This is a genomic window from Gillisella terrae, from assembly GCF_004801395.1.
Lineage (GTDB): Bacteria > Pseudomonadota > Alphaproteobacteria > Rhizobiales > Rhizobiaceae > Allorhizobium > Allorhizobium terrae.
This window is the reverse complement of sequence record NZ_SSOA01000008.1, coordinates 74,844-95,229: the sequence shown is the minus strand read 5'-3', so window position 1 is coordinate 95,229 and position 20,386 is coordinate 74,844. Positions and strand designations below refer to the sequence as shown.

Here is a 20,386-nt window from a genome sequence, read left to right as displayed (position 1 = left end):
GGCAGCCTTCATCAGGATGCCAGCATAAAAACGTGAGAAAGCAAGAGTTTGCTATTCGGAGACCTGCACCAGATGGCCCGCAGAGATTTCGCGATACTCCCGCTTTGGTGGCTGGAAGCCCAAGGGCCGTACCGGACTTTTGATCTCATCGCTAGCGATATTACGCGCAATGTGGCGACGCGCCGGATCCGGTACAGGCACCGCTGCCATCAGCTTTTTGGTGTACGGATGCTGCGGATTTTCAAACACTGCCTGACGCGGACCAATTTCAACAATTTCACCCAGATACATCACAGCAACACGGTGACTGACCCGCTCCACCACGGCCATGTCATGGGAGATAAACAGATAGGCGAGATTAAAGCTCTCCTGCAAATCCAGCAACAGATTGCACACCTGCGCCTTGATGGACACGTCCAGCGCCGACACCGCTTCATCGGCAACGATGACCTTGGGATCCAGCATCAATGTGCGGGCAATGGCCACACGCTGGCGCTGACCACCGGAAAATTCATGCGGATAACGCCGCATCATATCCGCGCTCAAGCCAACCCGTTCCAGCAAATCAGCCGCCTTTTCGCGGGCCTGCTGCTTGGTGCCAAGATTATGTTCGAGATAGGGCTCCATGACGGCGGCCCCCACCGACATGCGCGGATCAAGGCTGGCAAAGGGGTCTTGGAATACCATTTGAATGGTGCGGCGCATTTTGCGCAAATCACCGCTGCCAAGCCCCATGACATTATAGCCATCCAACTCAATATTACCGCTGGTTGGCTGAACAAGGCGGGTGATGGAACGTCCTGTGGTGGATTTTCCGCAGCCCGATTCACCCACCAAGGATAGGGTTTCGCCGGGGCGCAGATCAAAACTGACATTTTCAACCGCATGAACGGCACCGGCTTTGCGGCCCAGAATGCCAGCACGAATGTCAAACCGGGTAGTCAGATTCTTCACTTCAAGAATCGGACGGTTGCTACCGACCGTATCCGTCACCTCAGATTCTTCGGTAATGGTATCGCCGGTCTTGATGTCAATCACCGGAAAACGCAGCGGGCAATCGTGGCCCTTCATCGAGCCAAGCTTCGGCACCGCAGACAACAAAGCGCGGGTATAAGGGTGTTTGCCACGGTTGAAAATATCATCCGTCGTGCCGCTTTCCACCATTTCACCGCGCAGCATCACCAGAGTGCGATCGGCAATCTCGGCCACCACACCCATATCGTGGGTGATGAACAGCACCGACATGCCATCTTCGTCTTGCAACACTTTGATCAGGTCCAGAATCTGGCCCTGAATGGTCACGTCCAGCGCCGTGGTCGGCTCATCGGCAATCAGCAATTTGGGCTTGGCCGCCAGCGCCATGGCAATCATCACACGCTGGCGCATGCCGCCCGAAAACTGATGGGGAAATTCGTCAAACCGGCCCTTGGCATTGGGAATGCGCACTTTGTCCAGAAGACGCAGAACCTCGGCTTTTGCCTCAGCCTTTGACACATTCTGATGGCAAAGAATGGCCTCGGCGATCTGCTTTCCAATCGGAAAGATCGGGTTGAGGCTGGTCATCGGCTCCTGGAAAATCATCGCCACTTCATTGCCGCGCACCTGACGCATCTGTTCAGGCTCCAGCGTCAACAGTTCGCGACCATTGAGCTTGATACTGCCTTCAATGCGGCTGAAGTTTTTTTGCAACAATTGCATGATCGACAGCGATGTCACGCTCTTGCCCGAGCCCGATTCACCAACAATAGCCACCGTTTCACGCGGCGCGACATCAAAACTCATGTCCCGCACAACGGCTTTCCAGCGATCACCGACACGGAAAGATGTTGTCAGATTGCGAACGGAAAGAACGGGCGTCGTCCCCTGCATTGTGTCTTCAGCCATCGGCTGGTTTTCCCCTTTTATCAAGCCGCTCCGGCAAGCCTCGAGGCATGTCCCGGAGCGTTATAGTGTGGCAGCCGGATGGCCCGACTGCAAGATTATTTCAAGTCGCCAGGCTCGTTTCGGCCAATGTCACCCAATAGCTGATACCGTAGGGAATGACCTCGTCGTTAAAATCATAGGCCGGATGATGCAGCCCCGCCGTATCGCCAACGCCCAGGAACATGAAAGCACCCGGACGGCTTTCCAGCATATAGGAAAAATCTTCCGCACCCATTTTAGGGGCCGCATTGGTTTCAACCCGGTTTTCGCCCGAAATTTTTCTGGCAATGTCGATGGCAAAATCCGTTTCATTGTCGTGGTTGAAGGTCACCGGATAGCCGCGATGATAGCTCACCTCGGCCACAGCGCCATGGGCAGCGGCCGTTGCCGTTGCCACCTCACTCAAACGCTTTTCCGCAAAATCGCGAATTTCCGGCAGCAGTGTGCGCACGGTGCCGGTCAATGTTACATCCATCGGAATGACATTGTAAGCATCACCACCATGCGTAGTGGTGACCGAGATCACCAGCGATTCCAGCGGATCGGTGCCGCGCGACACAATCGACTGCAAGGCAAGAATAACATGTGCCGACACCAATACCGGATCGACTGACAAATGCGGCGCTGCCGCATGGCTGCCCTTGCCCTTGATGACAATCTCGAACGTATCGGATGCCGCCATGGTTGAGCCCTTGCGGGTGGAGAAATTGCCCAGCGGAATGCCCGGCGAATTGTGCATGCCATAGACCTGCGAAATATTGAATTTCTCCATCATACCGTCCTGCACCATGGCAAGACCGCCGCCGCCGCCTTCTTCAGCAGGCTGGAAAATTACCGCAACAGATCCGGCAAAATTACGAGTTTCAGCCAGGTATTTGGCCGCACCCAGCAACATGGCCGTGTGACCATCATGACCGCAGGCATGCATTTTTCCGGGCACTTTTGAGGCCCATTCTGCGCCGGTGATTTCGGTAATCGGCAGCGCATCCATATCGGCGCGCATACCAATGGTTTTGCCTTCACCGCGATTGCCCTTGATGATGCCGACAACGCCTGTGCGGCCAATGCCGGTTTCCACGATGTCACAGCCAAATTCCTTGAGCTTGTCCGCAACAAATGCCGCCGTCTGATGAACATCAAAGAGCAGCTCAGGATTCTGGTGCAGATGCCGACGCCAACCGGTCACTTCGTCCTGCAATTCGCTGGCGCGGTTCAAAATGGGCATGAATAACCTCTTTTTATGCTGTTCCCATCAATATTCAGTGGCATACTGTTCACCAACGCTTACGATTTGCAAGCTCGAAATGCATCAACTGACCAAAAACTAGCCTTGCATCGACACGGTTTAATTTTTAAGCATCGGCGCTTATGCGCAATGACAATGGGGCGACAATATCGATGAAATATCTGAAAGCTATGGCAGCGGCTTCGACCACCGCGCTCTTTCTTGCCGCAACACCAGCCATGGCCGCGCGCGGCACGGATGGCAATGTCAAAATCCTGTTCTGGCAGGCCGTTTCCAGCCTCAACCCCTATCTCTCTGGCGGCAGCAAGGAAGTCTATGCTGCCTCCATGGTGATTGAGCCGCTGGCTGGCTTTGATGAAAACGGCAATCTCATGCCACGGCTGGTGAGCGAGATTCCAACCATCGAGAATGGCGGCGTTTCCAAGGACATGACCACCATTACATGGAAGCTGAATCCAGACGTCAAATGGTCAGATGGCAGCCCGGTGACCGCAGATGATGTGATTTTCACCTGGCAATATTGCATGGCACCGGGCGGCGGCTGCGCCCAGCGCGCCAAATTTGATGGCGTCTCTTCCATCACCGCGCCCGATCCGCACACGGTCAAAATCACCTTCACCACACCGCGCCCCTACCCTTATACCGCCTTTGTCGGTCAGCTTTCTCCCGTTTTGCAAAAAGCCCAGTTCAAGGATTGCCTTGGGGCCTTGGCCGCCCAATGCACCGCCGCCAATTTTGGCCCCATAGGCACCGGGCCTTTTGTCGTCACCGATTTCAAGGCCAATGACGTTATCAATTTCAAAGCCAACCCCAATTATCGTGACGCATCCAAGCCCGCCTTTGCCACCGTCACTCTCAAGGGTGGTGGTGATGCACTCTCGGCTGCCCGCGCCGTGCTGGAAACCGGCGAATATGACTTTGCCTGGAACACAGTGATTGAGCCCGAAGTTGTGGAGGCCATGACGCAGAAGGGCAAAGGCACACTCACGTCTGCCTTCAGCTCAACTGTTGAGCGTATTCTGCTCAACCCTTATGCGGTCAATGTATCTTTGGGTGACAAACGCTCCACCAAGGAAGCAGGGCCGCATCCTTTCCTGTCCGATGCCAAGGTGCGGCGCGCGCTGGCACTGGCGATTGACCGCGACGTGATTGTTGAGGCAGGCTACGGCAAGGCTGGCACACCAACCTGCAACATCATTCCCGCTCCTGAAATTTATGCATCAACCGCCAAGACCTGGTGCGAGAAGCAGGACATTCCTGCCGCCAACGCCTTGCTGGATGAAGCGGGCTGGAAGCGCGGTCCCGATGGCATTCGCAGCAAAAACGGCGTCAAATTGTCGCTGCTGTTCCAAACCTCAACCAATTCCGTGCGCCAGACTACGCAATTGCTGATCAAGGACATGTGGCAGCAAATTGGTGCCGAGGTGGAACTTCGCAATGTCAGCGCCTCGGTGTTTTTCGGCGGCGATGTGGCAAGCCCCGACACCTACCAGAAATTTTATGCCGATGCGGAAATGTTTGCCAGCGGCTTTGAAAGCACCGATCCTGAAAAATTCATGACGGACTTCAAATGCGACAAGATTCCAACCCCGCAAAATAGCTGGCAGGGACAGAACACCCCACGCTATTGCAATGCGGAGTATGACGCCCTGGTGGACAAATTGCGCACCACCGCTGGCATTGAAAACCGCGCAGAGATTATCCGCACCCTGAACGACATGATCGTCAACGACGGACTGGTGATTCCGCTGGTCAATCGTGGTGAACCATCGGCCATTTCCAACACGCTGAAAGATGCCAAGCTGAACCCTTGGGATTCTCAGCTCTGGAATGTTGCAGATTGGCAGAGAGCCAAGTAACATCTTCAGCGCCGCTAAAATAGCTCGCAGCAATAAACCTGCTGCGAGCTTGCGCTGAAATGGGGAAAAACCGGCTATGCACATGCCATTGCGTGAAAGTGTCGCGATAAAAATTGGGCTTATCATCAAGCAAAAACAATGCGTTGCCTCTCATTGAGATCACTTGAAAAGGCCAAGAAAAGCCATTTGCAATTTCAAAGACGGACGAAGGGGATCAAACATTGACCTCTCAAAAAATTTTCTTCTTGAACAAAAAATAACCCTGTGCTTTGCTAGCGCAAAATTTGGGCAAACCAGTCAATATCAACGGGAATATCTCATAAGTTGAGCGCAGGGGGAGCGCAACAAAACATCACACATCAGGAACTTCGTGCTGATTAGACACGGCACGGCACACAATATCCACAAGGCACCACAGGACGACCCTGGTGAAGCAGCAAGACTGTGAAACCCGTCCGAAAGCAGTCATACAAAACAAGGGGATAACATATATGCGTAACGTAAGGCTCATTTTGGCGGCATCTGTCGCATCACTCGTGATGACGACGGCGCCCGCCATGGCCCAACGCGGCAGCGATGGTGATTTGAAACTGCTGTTCTGGCAGGCGGTGTCTACGCTCAACCCTTATCTTTCGGGTGGTACCAAGGAAGGCTATAGTTCATCGATCGTGCTTGAGCCTCTCGCCGGTTTTGATGAAAAAGGCAATATCATTCCAAAGCTGGTTGAATCGATCCCAACCATTGAAAACGGTGGCGTTTCGGCAGACATGACCAGCATCACCTGGAAGCTCGCCAAGGGCATCAAGTGGTCTGATGGCACACCTGTGACGCCAAAGGATGTGATCTTCACCTGGAAATATTGCACAGCGCCAGGCGGTGGTTGCGCTCAGGCTGCGAAATTCGAAGGCGTGAAAAATGTTGAAGCCGTCGGTGACGACAGCGTCAAGGTGACGTTCACAGGTCCAAAGCCTTATCCTTACAGCGCCTTTGTTGGCTACCAGTCCCCTGTTATTCAGGAAGCCCAGTTCAAGGATTGCCTTGGACCAAAGGCTCCGGAATGCACGGCTGCAAACTTTGGCCCGATTGGCACAGGCCCATTCAAGGTCAAGGAATTCAAGCCAAACGACGTGGTGACCTTCGTTGCCAACGAGAACTATCGTGATGCAGCCAAGCCAGCCTTTGCGTCCATCACGCTCAAGGGTGGCGGTGATGCGCTGTCTGCTGCGCGCGCCGTTTTGGAAACCGGCGAATATGACTACGCCTGGAACATGCAGGTTGAGCCGGAAGTGCTGGCCACCATGGAAGCGGCTGGCAAGGGCAAGATCATCACATCTTTCGGCAGTCAGGTTGAGCGTATCGACCTCAACCATTACGCCGTTGATCCATCGCTGGGCGACAAGCGCTCCACCAAGGAAGCTGGTCCGCACCCTGCCCTGTCCGATCCGGCTGTGCGCAAGGCGCTCTCCATGGCCATCGACCGTGAGGTGATTGTTGAAGCCGGCTACGGCCTTTCCGGCAAGCCAACCTGCAATATCGTTCCCGGTCCAGACGCCTATGTGTCGACCAAGAACGACAGCTGGTGCCTGAAGCAGGATATCGAAGGTGCCAACAAGCTGCTGGACGACGCTGGCTGGAAGAAGGGTTCTGACGGCATCCGCGCCAAAGGTGGTGTCAAGCTGAACTTCCTCTACCAAACCTCGACCAACTCGGTTCGTCAGGGCACGCAGGCTCTGGTAAAGGACATGTGGTCGCAGATTGGCGTAGGCGTTGAGCTGCGCAACATTGCAGCCTCTGTGTTCTTCGGTGGCGATCCGGCCAGCCCTGATACGTACCAGAAGTTCTTTGCGGATGTGCAAATGTACACCAACAACTTCGATGGCACCGACCCGGAAGCCTATCTGGCTGGCTGGCGTTGCGACAAGATCCCTTCGCCAAAGACCGGCTGGCAGGGTGAAAACATGCCACGCTACTGCAATGAAGCCTATGACGCATTGTCCAAGAAGCTTTCCCAGACGGCAAAGATGGATGAGCGCGTGAAAATCGTCAAAGAGTTGAATGACATGCTCACTGACGACATGGCGCAGATCCCTCTGGTCTATCGTGGTCAGCCTTCCGCCTTCGCCAATACCCTCACCGGCATCAAGATGACCGCATGGGATAGCGAGCTGTGGAACGTGGCTGACTGGGCGCGCAAGAAATAATCCGTAAAACTGGCCCTGCAATCGTGCAGGGCCAGTGCTTTTCTTGTATGCACATATGCAGACTGCGTAATTCTGTGTGTCCGCAAACTATCGTCATACGTTCGGTCCCGATACGGTTCAGGGCGGATTGCGTTTCGCGGCCAGATCATTCAAAAGCTGCTCGATATTTTTCGGTCCGATAAGGATTTGCTTGACGCATCGGATAGACCGAAAGCCGCTCAACACTTTTCGGTTATGCCGATGCTTGGGACGCGACCGGAGACGGGAAAAAAATGTTTACCTACACACTTCGGCGATTGATGTTTGCAGTCCCGACCCTGCTGATCATCAGTTTCATCATTTTCGCCCTTTTGGCGATGGCACCCAACAATCCCCTTGGCGATCTTCCCCTGACGATTCCGCCGGAAGTGCGGGAGCAGATGAAGGCGGCACTTGGCCTTGATCAGCCAATGTATATCCAGTTCTTCAAATGGCTGCATCAGTTCTTCATCAATGAGCCTTTGAATATTCTGCAACAGGTGACCGGCTGGCAGATTGGCGATGGCAATCGCCTGCGTGTTCTGTCGTGGACCACCCGCAGCCCTGTTGTTGATCTGATCGTGCAACGTATGCCGCAAACGCTCTGGGTTGTCGGCCTTTCCTATCTGTTTGGCGTCATGCTGGCCATTCCGCTTGGTGTGATCTCGGCCTACAAGCAATATTCATTCTTCGACCAGATCGGCACCTTCATCTCGATGGTCGGCTATTCAGTGCCCACCTTCTTCACCGGCGTGTTGCTGATTGTGGTGTTCAGCTCCACCCTGCACTGGTTCCCCTCCGTGTACGATACCAGCTTGCAGGTGACAGACTGGAATTCGTTTGTGCTGCAAGTCAAACAGATGGTGTTACCGGTTCTGGTGCTCACACTCTACAACACCTCACAGATCAGCCGGTTTGTGCGCGCCTCCATGCTGGATAACCTGCATCAGGACTATGTTCGCACAGCCCGCGCCAAAGGCGTAAAAGAAAAGACCGTGCTTTTGGTGCATGTGCTGCGCAACAGCATGATTCCGGTGATCACCGTGATTGCGCTGGGCGTTCCGACCATTTTCTCCGGTGCGATCATCACCGAGCAGATTTTCCGCGTCAACGGTCTTGGCCAATTGCTGATCACCGCCATTCAAAGTGGTGACCTGCCGCTGGTGCAAACACTCACCTTTATCTTCGCCGTGTTGATCGTGCTGTTCAACCTTATTGCCGACGTGCTGTACGGCATTCTCGACCCGAGGATCCGCTATGACTGATGGAACCACACTCGAAACCGCACCAGAACCGCAGCGCTCGCAATCTTTCGCGGCGCAACTATGGGGTCAGTTCAGGCGGCATACCGGCGGCGTCATTGGCCTGATCGTTTTTGTATTCATCGTGGCGGCGGTCTATCTTGGCCCGTTGATCCATACGGTTGACCCAAACAAGCTGAATATCCGTGACAAAAATCAGGGACCATCCTGGGTTCACCCGTTTGGCACCGACAATCTCGGCCACGACCTGTTCGCGCAAGTTTTGGCAGGCGGACAGATTTCGCTGGCCGTGGGCATCACCGCCATGTTGATCGCGTTGATTGTCGGCACGGTCGTTGGCATGCTGGCGGGCTATTTCAAGAGCATAGACGGCATCTTGATGCGCATCACAGACCTGTTTCTGGCGCTGCCCATTCTGCCTTTGCTTCTGGTCATCACCATGCTGTTTCGCGATACGCTGCGCTCGGCCTTTGGTCCCAACACCGGTATTTTCCTACTGATCGTTGTCGTCATTGGCATCACCAGCTGGATGCACACGGCCCGCATTGTGCGGGGCGATGTGCTGACCATCAAAAGTCAGGAATTTGTGCTGGCCGCCAAATCGAGCGGCATGCGCGAATACCGGATTTTGCTCAAGCATATCCTGCCCAACGTGCTCAGTTCGGTCATGGTGTCGGCCACATTGGGGATCGCCTCGGCGATCATTACCGAATCTGCGCTCAGCTTCTTGGGCCTTGGCTTTCCATCCGACTTCCCCACCTGGGGCCGCCTGCTCTATGATGGCGTGAACTTCTTGCAGATCACACCTGCCCGCGCCATCTGGCCTGGACTGGCGATTTCGCTCACCGTGCTCAGCGTCAATTATATTGGCGATGGCATTCGCGATGCACTCGATCCGCGGTCGTTGAAGCGGTAAGCATTTCCAGCAAAAGTGCGACGCGGTTTTGCGTTCGGACATGTTTAGAACCCAAATCAAAAGCGCCTTTCGGGGCGCTTTTTTAAATAATACGGGAGTGACATCATGAGACCCGGCCCGCTTAATCTGCTGACAGACATTGCCGGTCTGGCTGTTGGTCACGCCACCGATCTGGCTCTTGGCTCCGGTGTCACGGTGATTGTGTTTGATCAACCCGCTCGTGCTTCCGGCTCCGTGCTCGGCGGTGCGCCGGGCGGGCGTGATACAGCTCTGCTTGATCCAGCAATGACAGTGACTGAGGTTGACGCACTGGTGCTGTCGGGCGGCTCCGCCTTTGGGCTCGATGCCGCAGGCGGTGTGCAGGCGGGCCTGCGCAGCATTGGCCGTGGTTATCCGGTTGGCTCCACTTCTGTTCCCATTGTTCCGCAGGCAATTTTGATGGACCTGCTCAACGGTGGCAACAAGGATTGGGGCCTGCATTCGCCTTACCGCGATATGGGCTTTGACGCTTTCACCGCCGCACAACAAGGCGCTTTCGCGCTGGGCACCGTGGGTGCTGGCACGGGCGCGACAACTGCAACCCTCAAAGGCGGGCTGGGTTCGGCAAGTGCCGTCAGCAGCAGCGGCCATACGGTGGGTGCCATTGTTGCCGTCAATGCCATGGGCACAGCAACGGTTGGAACCTCCAAGCACTTTTGGGCCGCGCCCTTTGAGCAGAAGGGCGAATTTGGCGGTTTCGGCCTGCCAGCGTCTTTTACCGATGATGACATTTGCCTTCGCGCCAAAGGCCTTGCTCCTACCGCCACCACCATTGGCGCGATTGTCACCGATGCCGTGCTTACCAAAGCACAAGCCCACCGGCTCTCCATCATGGCGCAGGATGGTCTGGCGCGCGCCGTGCTGCCTGCCCATCTACCCGCTGACGGCGACACAATCTTTGCGGCTGCAACCGGGGCAAAACCGCTGGCCCAACCTTCTGATTTTATGGCGCTCTGTCATCTGGCAACCCTTGTCATGGCCCGTGCCATTGCCCGTGGTGTCTATGAAGCGACAGCCCTTCCGTATGAAAATGCGCAAAGCGCATGGCGCGATTGCTTTGGCTGACATAGAACAGTCATCACAGAGCGCTATTGCATAATTCTTTAAACCGGAATCGGTTTAAAGAGAAAATTATGCAACAGATATAAAGTGCTACAGCGAACCTTTGTGCGCCATATATGGCGCACGGCGCTGTAAAGCGTCAGCACGATTTGCCTAGGCTGTGAGTCGCGGCCCAAAACAATGGAGAAGATGGTTATGGACATGCGTGCAGCCAATACAGAACGCCTGGTCCTCACCAATGCCCGTGTTGTTTTGGCCGATAAAATCGTCAACGGCTGTGTGGAAATCGAAGGCGGCCGCATCGTTGCAATCGGGCCAATCACCCACGCCAGAGACGCGATTGATCTTCGTGGTGATCTGCTATTGCCCGGCCTTGTGGATATTCACACCGACCATTTTGAAAAACACGTCTATCCGCGCACGTCGGTGCGCTGGAACTTTGCGCAAGCCGCCTTGGCCCATGATGCGCAGATTATTGGTGCGGGCATTACCACTGTGTTTGACAGTTTGTGTGTGGGTGCGGCCCATGACGATAGCGAACGCGCTGAAATTCTCGCCCCGATGATCGAGGCGCTGGAAACATGCCAAAACGCTGGCATGTTTCGGGCCGAACACCTCATTCATCTGCGCTGCGAAGTGATTGATCCGCAGACCCCCGCCTTGATGGAGGCCAATATCAGCCATGATCTGGTGCGGGTGGTCTCGGTGATGGAACATTTGCCCGGTATCCGGCAAACCCGCAATCTGGATGACTACATTGTCAAATTGCAAAAGGCCTGGGGCCAGAGCGAAGCTGCGGTGCGTGCCCATCTGGCCGATCTGATTGAGCGCAAAAAAGCAATTGGTGCAAATGTGCGCCCGCACGTGGTGGAGATTGCCAAGCGCCACAACAAGCCAATGCTCAGCCATGATGATACCGACATTGAGCATGTGGACATGGCCGCCGATGAAGGTGTCAGCATCTCCGAATTTCCCTGCACACTGGAAGCGGCCCGCGAGGCACAAAGGCGGGGGATGCAGATTGTCGGTGGTGCGCCCAACATCGTGCGCGGCGGCTCACAATCGGGCAATATTGCCGTGCGCGATCTCTTGCTGGAAGGCCTATGCGATATTCTCGCCTCCGATTATGTGCCGCGCGCGCTGATTGACGCACCCTTCATGATCGCCGCAGATAGCGCGCTTCGCCTTGATCTGCCCGCCGCCGTGCGCATGGTCAGCAAAACACCAGCAGAGGCGGCAGGCCTGTTTGATCGTGGCGAAATTGCCGTGGGCAAGAGGGCCGATCTATTGCAGGTTGGCAACCAGCACGATCACCCCTTCATCAAGCAAATCTGGCGCGAAGGACGGCGGGTGGCGTAAGGACCGCAAGCATCAAGATCGACGAAAAAGACCCCTCTGAACAAGAGGGAGGGATTCTGCTGAAATCCCCAGTAAGCTTTTGATTTTTTTGGCAATAGGACGACTGGTTTACAACATTCGCCTGATCCTCAACCTGCTCCCTCCCCCTTGTGGGGAGGGTTGGGGAGGGGTTCTTGCAAGACAAAGCTGACATCAGTGCCATTCCAGCTTACTTGCGCCGAAACCCCTCACTGGCCGTCATCAATTGATGCGTATACTCAGCCTCAACCTCACGGCGACGCAAAGCATCCACCGGCATGGTTTCCACCATTTTGCCCATACGCATCACCGCCAGCCGGTCGCACATATGGCTGATCACTGCGAGATCATGACTGACCATCACGAAGGTCAATCCCCGATCCTTGCGCGCCTGTTCCAGCAGATTGAGAACTTCCGCTTGAATAGACGCATCCAGCGCGGAGGTTGGCTCATCCAAAAGCAGAATTTTCGGCTCGACAATCAATGCCCGCGCAATGGCAATGCGCTGGCGTTGCCCCCCGGACAATTGATGGGAAAAGCGAAACCGAAAGCCGGAGCCAAGGCCAACCTCATCCAGAGCGCGGGCAATGCGCTGATCAACATCGCTAAAACCATGAATGACCAGCGGCTCCAGCAGCAAACGATCCACCGTCTGGCGTGGATGAAGCGAGCCATAGGGGTCCTGAAACACCATTTGCACGGTGCGATAAAAATCCTGATCACGGCGTTTGCCCGTGTAGTCTTTGCCATCCACCGTCAGGCGGCCGCTTTCAAAAGCATTCAAGCCGGCAACGGCGCGCAACAGCGTTGATTTGCCAGACCCGGACTCGCCCACCAAACCAAAGCTTTCGCCCTGCTGCACATCAAGGCTGACATCATCCAGCGCCAGAAATTCATCAAAGCGCACCGACATGTTTTGAATTGACAGCACGGTGCTCATAGCGCCCACTCCGCTTTGCGTTGCAGGGTCGGCAGCGGGTGTTGATCACCCTCAAGTCGCGGCAGACAGCTCAGCAGGCCTTGGGTGTAAGGGTGCTTGGCCTCAGAGAGTTTCGAAGCATCCAACTCTTCCACCACTCGGCCTGCATACATTACCAAAACGCGGTCACAAAAGGACGACACAAGCCGCAAATCATGGGAGACAAAAATCAACCCCATGCCGCGCTCGCGCACCAGCCCATCCAGAATATCCAGCACCTCGAGCTGCACAGTCACATCCAGCGCCGAGGTTGGCTCATCGGCAATCAGCAATTGCGGGCCGCACACCAGCATCATCGCGATCATCACCCGCTGGCCCATGCCGCCTGAAACCTCATGCGGATAAAGCGCAAACACCCGCTCAGGGTCATGGATTTGCACCGCCTCCAGCATGGCCAGCGCACGGGTTTTCGCATCGCGTTTTGAGAGCCGCTCATGGGTCAACAGTGTTTCAACAATCTGCCGACCAATGGTCATCACCGGATTGAGCGAATATTTCGGATCCTGCAAAATCATCGCCATGCTTTTGCCACGCAACGCGCGGCGCTTAGAGGCCGACAGGCTCAACAAATCGGTATCGCCAAAGGTCAAACGGTCTGCCGTAATGCGCGCATGGGAGGGTGTCAGCCCCATAATCGCCCGCCCCGTCTGGGATTTGCCAGAGCCGGATTCGCCGACAATGCCGAGGCGCTCCTTGCCCAAGGTAAACGACACACCGCGCACCGCCTCGACCAGCCCGGTGCGAGTTGGAAAACTGACTTTCAGATTTTCAACCGTCAACAAAGGTGTCATTGGCCAGCCTCCTTGGGGTCGAGCGCATCGCGCAGACCATCGCCCAGCAGGTTGAAGCCAAGGCTGACCAGCAAAATGGCAAAGCCCGGCATGGCCGCAACCCACCATTGATCGAGAATAAAGCGGCGACCATCGGCAATCATCGCTCCCCATTCCGGCAGGGGCGGCTGTGCACCGAGGCCCAGAAAGCCAAGGCCGGCGGCCGTGAGGATAATGCCCGCCATATCCAGCGTCACCCGCACGATCAGCGAGGACAGACAAAGGGGCATGATATGGCGCAGCACGATGCGAAAGGGTGAAGCCCCCATCAACTTGACGGCTGAAATATAATCGGAATTGCGAAAGGTCATCGTCTCGGCCCGCGCGATGCGCGCGTAAGGTGGCCAGGATGTGACAGCAATGGCCAAAATGGCATTTTCAATGCCCGGTCCCAAGGCTGCCACCAAGGCCAGAGCCAGCACCAGTTTGGGAAAGGCCAAAAAGATATCGGTAATCCGCATCAACACGGCATCAACCCAGCCGCCAGCATAGCCAGAGACCGTGCCGACAATCAGCCCGATGGGGGCTGCAATGATGGCCACCAACACCACCACCAGCAGCGTGAGGCGCGAGCCGTAAATCAGCCGGGAATAGATATCACGGCCTTGATCGTCTGTGCCGAGCCAAAAGCCGTTTGATCCTGGCGGCAACAGCCGTGCGCCCGCCAGATCGCCCTGAACCGGATTGTGGGTGGCAAGAAGATTGGCGAAGATGGCGATAAACACCAGCGCCAGGATCAATCCCAAGCCCAGCAAAGCCAGCCGATTTGCTGAAAACTGCCGCCAGATCACATAAGCACGACCAAGCCTTGCCTGTCGGCGTGATTGTGGTCGATCAGACAGCAGCCACTCGCGCAAAGGAATTTTTGAGGCCGTTAAAGTCATCGGCTGCGCGTCCTCGGATCAAGGGTTTTATAGAGAACATCCGACAGAAGATTGATGCCAATGAAGACAGAGCCAATGATAATGGTTCCGCCCAGCACCGCGTTCATATCGGCATTTTGCAAGGAATTGGTGATGTAAAGCCCGATCCCCGGCCACGAGAAGATTGATTCTGTCAGCACCGAGCCTTCCAGCAGGCCAGCATAAGACAAAGCAATCACCGTCAGCAGCGGCACGGCCGCATTGCGCAGCGCGTGAAACCAGATAATCCGTGTTTCCGACAGGCCCTTGGCGCGGGCGGCAACAATATATTCCTGCGAAAGCTCAGCGATCATGAACGAGCGGGTCATGCGGCTGATGTAAGCCAGCGAAAAATAACCCAGCAGGCCACCGGGCAGGATGATATGGCGAAACAGATCCCACAGCACATCCCATTGCTGCTGGATAATCGCATCCAGCAGGAAAAAGCCGGTGATGGGCGTGAAGCTATATTCATAAACCACATCCATCCGCCCCGGATAGGCAACCCATTGCAGCTTGGCGTAAAACACCAACAGCGCCAGCAGGCCAAGCCAGAAGATGGGTACCGAATAGCCAACAAGACCAATCACCCGCACCAGCTGATCGGCAAGACTGCCGCGCTTGACCGCCGCCAGAACGCCCAAGGGAATACCCACCAGCGCACCAATGAGGGTACCGACTGTGGCAAGCTCGATGGTGGCCGGAAAAAACCGGGCAATATCCGCCATCACCGGATTGGAGGTCAAAACAGACGTGCCAAAATCGCCAGCCAGAATGTTTTTGATATAGAGGTAGAACTGATAATAGAGCGGCTGATCCAGCCCCATGGTGCGGCGCAATTGCTCGACCGCCGCTTGTGGGGCGCGGTCGCCCAAAATCGTGAGGGCGGGATCGATCGGGATCACCCGACCGATGAAAAACGTCACCGCCAGCAGGCCAATATAGGTCGTAAGAACAGTGACGACAAAGCCGAGCACAGTGCGAATGCGTCGGCGAGACCGAGCGTTTGAACGCCCGGCACCGCCTTTAAGGTCCACAGAAGCCAATCCGGCACCCTTTCAATCAGTCTTTCGAGACCGTGTTCATGAAGTTGGAATCGAAGGTTGGCCCCAGCTTGAAGCCCTGCAAATTGTTGCGATAGCCCGCCACTTCGGTCTTCTGATAGATCACCACAAACGGCCCCTCTGCCAGCACCTTCTTTTGCAGGTCAACATACATCGCCTTGCGCTTGTCAGTATCGCGCTCCAGAAGAGCCGCTGCCGTTTCCTTGGTCAACTCAGGTGCATCCCAGGAATTGCGCCAGGCCAGGGTCTTTGATTTTGGCGTGTCGGAATTGTCCGGGTTGCTGGTAAAGGTTTCGGCATTGGAATTGGGGTCCCAATAGTCTGATCCCCAGTCACCAATATAGATGTCGTGGTTGCGGGCGCGGTATTTGGTCAGTACCTGCTTACCATCGCCGGGGATGAGTTCCAGCTTGATACCGGCTTGCGCAAAGGTCTGCTGCATGGATTGGGCCAGGCTGGTGATCGGCTCGATCGAGCGGACATCCATGGTCACGGTAAAGCCGTCTTTCAAACCGGCTTTGGCCAGCAATTCCTTGGCCTTGGCCACATCCAGCTTATACGGTTTGTCATCAATCGCGCCAAGAATACCCTTGGGCAGGAAGCTTTGGTGAATGGTGCCAATGCCCTTGATCAACGTTCCGCCAATCGCATCATAATTGACCAGATATTTCAGCGCTTCGCGCACTTCCGGCTTGGCAAGATTGGGGTTTTTCTGGTTCAGGCCCAGATAGTAGACCGTGCCTTTAGGGGCCGAATCCAGCTTGATGGTCTTGGAGGTGGACAGAGCCGCAATATCATTGGGTGACACATTGCGCGCAACATCAACGTCACCGGCTTCCAGCGCCAGACGCTGACCAGAGCTTTCCTTCATGAAGCGATAGATAACGCGGGCAACCTTGGCCTTTTCGCCGTAATAATTATCGTTGCGCTCCATGACAATGATTTCATTGGCGCGCCAGTCGCGCAGCTTGAAAGCGCCCGATCCGGCATAATGGGTTTTCAGCCAGCCATTGCCAAAATCCGTGTCGTATTTGTAATCCTTGGATGGTGTTACCGCCACGGCGTGGCTTTCAACCAGCTTTTTATCAACCACCGCACCCACGGTTGCCGTCAGGCAGTTGAGCACAAAGCTGGTGGCGTAAGGCTTATCCACCTTGAGCTGGAAGGTGGATGCATCCACCGCCTTGGCATTTTCTGTCACATTATCGCCGGTGAGGCCAAACTGCTGAAGAATGAAGGCCGGGTTTTTGTTGAGCTTGACTGCGCGCTCAATCGAATAGGCCACATCCGCCGCGGTGATCGGATTTCCAGAGGCAAATTTGATGTCAGGCTTGATCTTGAACGTATAGGTCAGGCCATCGTCGGAGACTTTCCAGCTCTCGGCAATGCCGGGCACCACTTCGGACGTATCCTTGGTGTTGAGCTTGACCAGATTGTCATAAGTGTTGCCGGTGATTTCAGCGGCCGAAATTTCAAAGGCCTCACCGGGATCCAGCGTAATAATGTCATCAAAGGCCCAGGCCTCGACCACCGTGTCTTTGGGCGTCGCCGCAAACACATTGGGCGCGCTTGCCAGCATCAAAGCCATTGCTGCGCTGGTTGTCAGAAGGCGTATCGAATTGCCGAATGTCATCTTCATAGGCCGGTCCCCTTATTGCCGTGTTTTAAGGTGTCGTGTTTTGATCAAAGAACATTATTCGTGCCAGGCACTGCCCAGCACCCGTAGCCAGTTTTCGCGGGCAATCTTGGCAAGATCGGCCTCGCCATAGCCCGCAAGCCTCAACGCCTCGATCAGGTTTTGGTTGCCGCTGGCATCCGCAATCTCCGCAGGCACTGTCGCCCCATCGAAATCAGAGCCAAGTGCGACGCAATCAATGCCCATCCGCTCCACCATATAATCAATATGGCGCACCATATCAGACAGAGGTGTTTCGGCAAAATCACGGGCATCATCGCGCAGCATGGTCACCGCATAGTTCAAGCCCACCAGCCCCTTGCTCTCTTTGATCGCATCCATCTGCTTATCGGTGAGATTGCGGGCAACAGGAGTGAGTGCGTGAACATTGGAGTGGCTGGCAATCAACGGCTTGTCGGTGGTTCTGGCCACATCCCAAAAGCCCTTTTCGGTGATATGGGCCAGATCGATGGCGATACCAAGCTTATTGCAAGCTCTCACCAGTTCAAAGCCCAAAGGTGTCAGGCCCGGCCCCGTATCGGGCGACATGGGATAGGCAAAAGGCACACCATGGCCAAAAATATTATGACGACTCCACACCGGCCCAAGCGAACGCAGGCCCGCAGCATACAAGGTTTCCAGCGTGGCCAGATCAGCATCAAGCGCCTCGCAGCCTTCCATATGCAGCACGGCGGCAAAGGCGCCATCCTTCATGGCCGCACGAATGTCGGTGGTTGAGCGACACAACCGCCAGCCTCCAGCGCGCTCCAGCCGAAAGGCAATGCCCGCCATTTGCAAGGCAATATCAAGCGATGAAGCCCTTGGCAGGGGCGTATCCATCGGGGTGTTGTAATGGCCGCGTGCATCAGGCTCGGTCAGCACAAAATCATGCATGGAGGGGATGTAAATGGCGCAAAGCCCGCCCGCCAAGCCGCCAGCCTTGGCGCGTGGGGCATCAATATGCCCCTCGCTCGTGCCTTTGATGAACTGCCGCACCGGATCAATACCAGCCGAATGCGCCCTCCAGAGCCGCAGGAGGACATCATTATGCCCATCGAAAACCAGTTGCATGGCGAATCCTATGAAGACCTGACATTTATCAACGCATTGATCCGACCAGACACAAATCGCTGACAAACAAAGAGAATACGGTTTTGAAACCGTTTGAAAGGCATCGTAGAATCAAACCAAGCGCCGGTTCAAGTGAAAACAAATTGCTTCGCACCAAAATATGCAGAAAATTATTCCGCAAATACCGCCTTAATCGTCTTTTGCAACCAAGAATAGATGCATTTCACCCCTCAATGGCCACCAGAGCACCCCGGCTTTTGATCACCTGAGCCGAAACCGATGCGCCCTTTGCCAAGGCCTCAACCATGGCAGAGCCAGTGAGGCGCGCCGCCAGAAAACCGGCATTGAAGCTGTCTCCGGCCGCCGTGGTATCGACAACCGCATCCACCGGCACCGGATCAAACACCACATGCCCCTCCTCTTCGGAGAAGGCATGAATGCGATCTGGTCCATTTTTGACCACGACGCATTTGGCACCCCCGGCAATGTAGCGCTCAATCGTGGCTTGTGGCGATGCATCCTGATAATTTGGCCCATCTTCATCAAAAGATGGCAGGACAATATCGGCAAGTTTTGCAGCATCAGAAACCGCTCGGCACATGGTCTGCTGATCTGGCCACAGGCGAAGCCGCATATTGGGATCAAAGGCAATTGTGGTGCCACGCGCGCGCGCTTCACCCAATACGTTGAGCAATTGCTGGCGATGGGTTTCTGACAAAATCGCCAGTGTAATGCCGGAAAACAGCACCAAATCCTGCCCGGCCACGGCCTCACTCAAAAAGGTCCGATCTTCGGCCAGAAGCTTTGCCGCCGATTCGCCCCGCCAGTAGCTGAAACTGCGCTCACCATTGGCAAGCTCGATCATATAAAGGCCAACGGTGCGATTTGGGATACGGCGCACGGCATGCGTCGAAATGCCAGCCGCCTGCATAAATGCCAGCATCGCATTGGAAATACCGTCGGTGCCCACAGCAGAACAATAACCGACCTGATCATCGCCTGGCAGCAATTGCCGCAAATACCAGGCGGTATTGAAGCTGTCGCCTGCGAAATTGCGATTGTAGGCTTCATCCTGTCGCGGAGCCATTTCCACCATGCATTCGCCGATGGTCAAAATCTGATGTTTGCGCATAACATACTCAATTGTTTGAAGGCGGATATATCACCAAGGCCAAGTTCACCTAGGCCAATTATTCCAAGGCAAAATACTGGCCGTGCGTTTCACGAATGCGACGGATAATCGACAAAATGCCGGATAGGTGAACACGCATATGGGCTGCGGCGGCATCGCCATCGCGCGCTTTAAGCGCTGCCATGATGTGCTTGTGCTCATCAATTGCGCTTTGCGCGCCGAAAGACAGGCTTAAATAGCGCACCCGGTCCATATGGGCCTTGCTGTCACGGATCAGCGCCCAGGCAAATTCATGATCGGACATCACGCAGATCTGGCGATGAAACTCATCATCCAGCCCGTGAAACAGCATTTTATCGCCAGCCTCAATGGCATTGATTTGCCGGGCCACCAGATCATCAAGTGCGGCAAGATGTTCGTCATTCAGACGTTCTGCCGCCGCTCTGACCGTTTCCATCTCAAGGGCTGTGCGAATGAAACGCGCCTGCAACACCCCTTGCTCGGAGATATGGGTGACCACGGTGGCGCGCTGCGGGCGGATCTGCAAAAAGCCCTGCTGGGAGAGGCGATAAAACGCATCGCGCACTGGCTGGCGCGAAACCCCCATCTGCTTTGCCACTTCCACTTCAGAAAGCTTGGTGCCTGGCGGCAGAAGAAGCTCGACCACCTGAGCATAGAGCAACTCAAAAACCTGCTCCGTGACCGAGGGGCCACGTTGCGTCTCCAGAATTCGCAAACTCACAGGTTCCACCATGAAAGCTCCATTGACTCAATTTGCATACTAACATATTAGATTACCAGCGAAATGCAATTGCCGTTTCGCAACTGCC

General features: G+C 55.2%; 16 protein-coding genes. 6 read left to right on the top strand and 10 right to left on the bottom strand.

Translation table 11 applies throughout. The features are described from left to right. Positions 1–51 precede the first annotated feature (51 nt). Both E6C51_RS14730 and E6C51_RS14725 read right to left on the bottom strand, forming a co-directional pair. Positions 52–1,884, bottom strand: a complete 1,833-nt coding sequence (locus tag E6C51_RS14730) for an ABC transporter ATP-binding protein (RefSeq protein ID WP_190236512.1) — start codon at positions 1,882–1,884, stop codon at positions 52–54. 100 nt (positions 1,885–1,984) lie between these two features. After that, complete coding sequence (locus tag E6C51_RS14725) at positions 1,985–3,148, bottom strand: M20 aminoacylase family protein (RefSeq protein WP_190236511.1); 1,164 nt, start codon at positions 3,146–3,148, stop codon at positions 1,985–1,987. 173 nt (positions 3,149–3,321) lie between these two features. Here E6C51_RS14725 and E6C51_RS14720 point away from each other — a divergent pair, with 173 nt between their 5' ends. The 6 genes from E6C51_RS14720 (at position 3,322) to E6C51_RS14695 (ending at position 11,885) form a co-directional block, all read left to right on the top strand. Continuing rightward, positions 3,322–5,028 (top strand): peptide ABC transporter substrate-binding protein, encoded by a 1,707-nt coding sequence (locus E6C51_RS14720; protein ID WP_190236510.1) that lies wholly within the window; start codon positions 3,322–3,324, stop codon positions 5,026–5,028. Positions 5,029–5,567: 539 nt separating this feature from the next. Continuing rightward, positions 5,568–7,229: a peptide ABC transporter substrate-binding protein gene (locus tag E6C51_RS14715; RefSeq protein ID WP_407920817.1), complete on the top strand. Its 1,662-nt coding sequence runs from the start codon at positions 5,568–5,570 to the stop codon at positions 7,227–7,229. Positions 7,230–7,501: 272 nt separating this feature from the next. After that, positions 7,502–8,512 carry an ABC transporter permease gene (locus tag E6C51_RS14710; RefSeq protein ID WP_146937077.1) on the top strand — a complete coding sequence of 337 codons (1,011 nt, stop codon included), beginning with the start codon at positions 7,502–7,504 and terminating at the stop codon, positions 8,510–8,512. Continuing rightward, the gene (locus E6C51_RS14705; RefSeq protein WP_146937079.1) at positions 8,505–9,425 is read left to right on the top strand and encodes an ABC transporter permease; all 921 of its coding nucleotides are present in this window, start codon (positions 8,505–8,507) and stop codon (positions 9,423–9,425) included. The genes E6C51_RS14710 and E6C51_RS14705 overlap by 8 nt, the downstream gene beginning before the upstream one ends. 105 nt (positions 9,426–9,530) lie before the next feature. Next, positions 9,531–10,529 (top strand): P1 family peptidase, encoded by a 999-nt coding sequence (locus tag E6C51_RS14700; RefSeq protein ID WP_190236508.1) that lies wholly within the window; start codon positions 9,531–9,533, stop codon positions 10,527–10,529. 192 nt (positions 10,530–10,721) lie between these two features. Next, positions 10,722–11,885, top strand: coding sequence for an alpha-D-ribose 1-methylphosphonate 5-triphosphate diphosphatase (locus tag E6C51_RS14695; RefSeq protein WP_190236507.1), 1,164 nt, complete (start codon positions 10,722–10,724; stop codon positions 11,883–11,885). Between the two features lie 208 nt (positions 11,886–12,093). Here E6C51_RS14695 and E6C51_RS14690 read toward each other — a convergent pair whose 3' ends face one another. From E6C51_RS14690 to E6C51_RS14655, 8 genes are all read right to left on the bottom strand, one after another. Then, positions 12,094–12,843, bottom strand: coding sequence for an ABC transporter ATP-binding protein (locus E6C51_RS14690; RefSeq protein ID WP_190236506.1), 750 nt, complete (start codon positions 12,841–12,843; stop codon positions 12,094–12,096). Next, complete coding sequence (locus E6C51_RS14685) at positions 12,840–13,673, bottom strand: ABC transporter ATP-binding protein (protein WP_146937087.1); 834 nt, start codon at positions 13,671–13,673, stop codon at positions 12,840–12,842. The genes E6C51_RS14690 and E6C51_RS14685 overlap by 4 nt, the downstream gene beginning before the upstream one ends. Further along, positions 13,670–14,596: a nickel transporter permease gene (gene nikC / locus E6C51_RS14680; RefSeq protein ID WP_146937089.1), complete on the bottom strand. Its 927-nt coding sequence runs from the start codon at positions 14,594–14,596 to the stop codon at positions 13,670–13,672. Before nikC ends, E6C51_RS14685 begins: the two co-directional genes overlap by 4 nt. Then, a complete protein-coding gene (locus E6C51_RS14675) occupies positions 14,593–15,651 on the bottom strand; it encodes an ABC transporter permease (protein WP_230987342.1) in 1,059 nt (352 codons plus the stop codon). Before E6C51_RS14675 ends, nikC begins: the two co-directional genes overlap by 4 nt. 25 nt (positions 15,652–15,676) lie before the next feature. After that, positions 15,677–17,317 (bottom strand): ABC transporter substrate-binding protein, encoded by a 1,641-nt coding sequence (locus tag E6C51_RS14670; RefSeq protein ID WP_407920816.1) that lies wholly within the window; start codon positions 17,315–17,317, stop codon positions 15,677–15,679. A 54-nt stretch (positions 17,318–17,371) separates the two neighbouring features. Continuing rightward, positions 17,372–18,424, bottom strand: a complete 1,053-nt coding sequence (locus E6C51_RS14665; RefSeq protein ID WP_190236504.1) for a dipeptidase — start codon at positions 18,422–18,424, stop codon at positions 17,372–17,374. 223 nt (positions 18,425–18,647) lie between these two features. Then, positions 18,648–19,556 carry a sugar kinase gene (locus E6C51_RS14660; protein WP_190236503.1) on the bottom strand — a complete coding sequence of 303 codons (909 nt, stop codon included), beginning with the start codon at positions 19,554–19,556 and terminating at the stop codon, positions 18,648–18,650. 58 nt (positions 19,557–19,614) lie between these two features. Next, positions 19,615–20,310: a GntR family transcriptional regulator gene (locus E6C51_RS14655; RefSeq protein ID WP_146937095.1), complete on the bottom strand. Its 696-nt coding sequence runs from the start codon at positions 20,308–20,310 to the stop codon at positions 19,615–19,617. Positions 20,311–20,386 lie beyond the last annotated feature (76 nt).

What these genes read in the sequence shown, in the direction of transcription:
- E6C51_RS14730 (WP_190236512.1), bottom strand. Translation starts at nt 1,884, where the DNA reads ATGGCTGAAGACACAATGCAGGGGACGACGCCCGTTCTTTCCGTTCGC.
- E6C51_RS14725 (WP_190236511.1), bottom strand. Translation starts at nt 3,148, where the DNA reads ATGCCCATTTTGAACCGCGCCAGCGAATTGCAGGACGAAGTGACCGGT.
- E6C51_RS14720 (WP_190236510.1), top strand. Translation starts at nt 3,322, where the DNA reads ATGAAATATCTGAAAGCTATGGCAGCGGCTTCGACCACCGCGCTCTTT.
- E6C51_RS14715 (WP_407920817.1), top strand. Translation starts at nt 5,568, where the DNA reads ATGACGACGGCGCCCGCCATGGCCCAACGCGGCAGCGATGGTGATTTG.
- E6C51_RS14710 (WP_146937077.1), top strand. Translation starts at nt 7,502, where the DNA reads ATGTTTACCTACACACTTCGGCGATTGATGTTTGCAGTCCCGACCCTG.
- E6C51_RS14705 (WP_146937079.1), top strand. Translation starts at nt 8,505, where the DNA reads ATGACTGATGGAACCACACTCGAAACCGCACCAGAACCGCAGCGCTCG.
- E6C51_RS14700 (WP_190236508.1), top strand. Translation starts at nt 9,531, where the DNA reads ATGAGACCCGGCCCGCTTAATCTGCTGACAGACATTGCCGGTCTGGCT.
- E6C51_RS14695 (WP_190236507.1), top strand. Translation starts at nt 10,722, where the DNA reads ATGGACATGCGTGCAGCCAATACAGAACGCCTGGTCCTCACCAATGCC.
- E6C51_RS14690 (WP_190236506.1), bottom strand. Translation starts at nt 12,843, where the DNA reads ATGAGCACCGTGCTGTCAATTCAAAACATGTCGGTGCGCTTTGATGAA.
- E6C51_RS14685 (WP_146937087.1), bottom strand. Translation starts at nt 13,673, where the DNA reads ATGACACCTTTGTTGACGGTTGAAAATCTGAAAGTCAGTTTTCCAACT.
- nikC (WP_146937089.1), bottom strand. Translation starts at nt 14,596, where the DNA reads ATGACTTTAACGGCCTCAAAAATTCCTTTGCGCGAGTGGCTGCTGTCT.
- E6C51_RS14670 (WP_407920816.1), bottom strand. Translation starts at nt 17,317, where the DNA reads ATGAAGATGACATTCGGCAATTCGATACGCCTTCTGACAACCAGCGCA.
- E6C51_RS14665 (WP_190236504.1), bottom strand. Translation starts at nt 18,424, where the DNA reads ATGCAACTGGTTTTCGATGGGCATAATGATGTCCTCCTGCGGCTCTGG.
- E6C51_RS14660 (WP_190236503.1), bottom strand. Translation starts at nt 19,556, where the DNA reads ATGCGCAAACATCAGATTTTGACCATCGGCGAATGCATGGTGGAAATG.
- E6C51_RS14655 (WP_146937095.1), bottom strand. Translation starts at nt 20,310, where the DNA reads ATGGTGGAACCTGTGAGTTTGCGAATTCTGGAGACGCAACGTGGCCCC.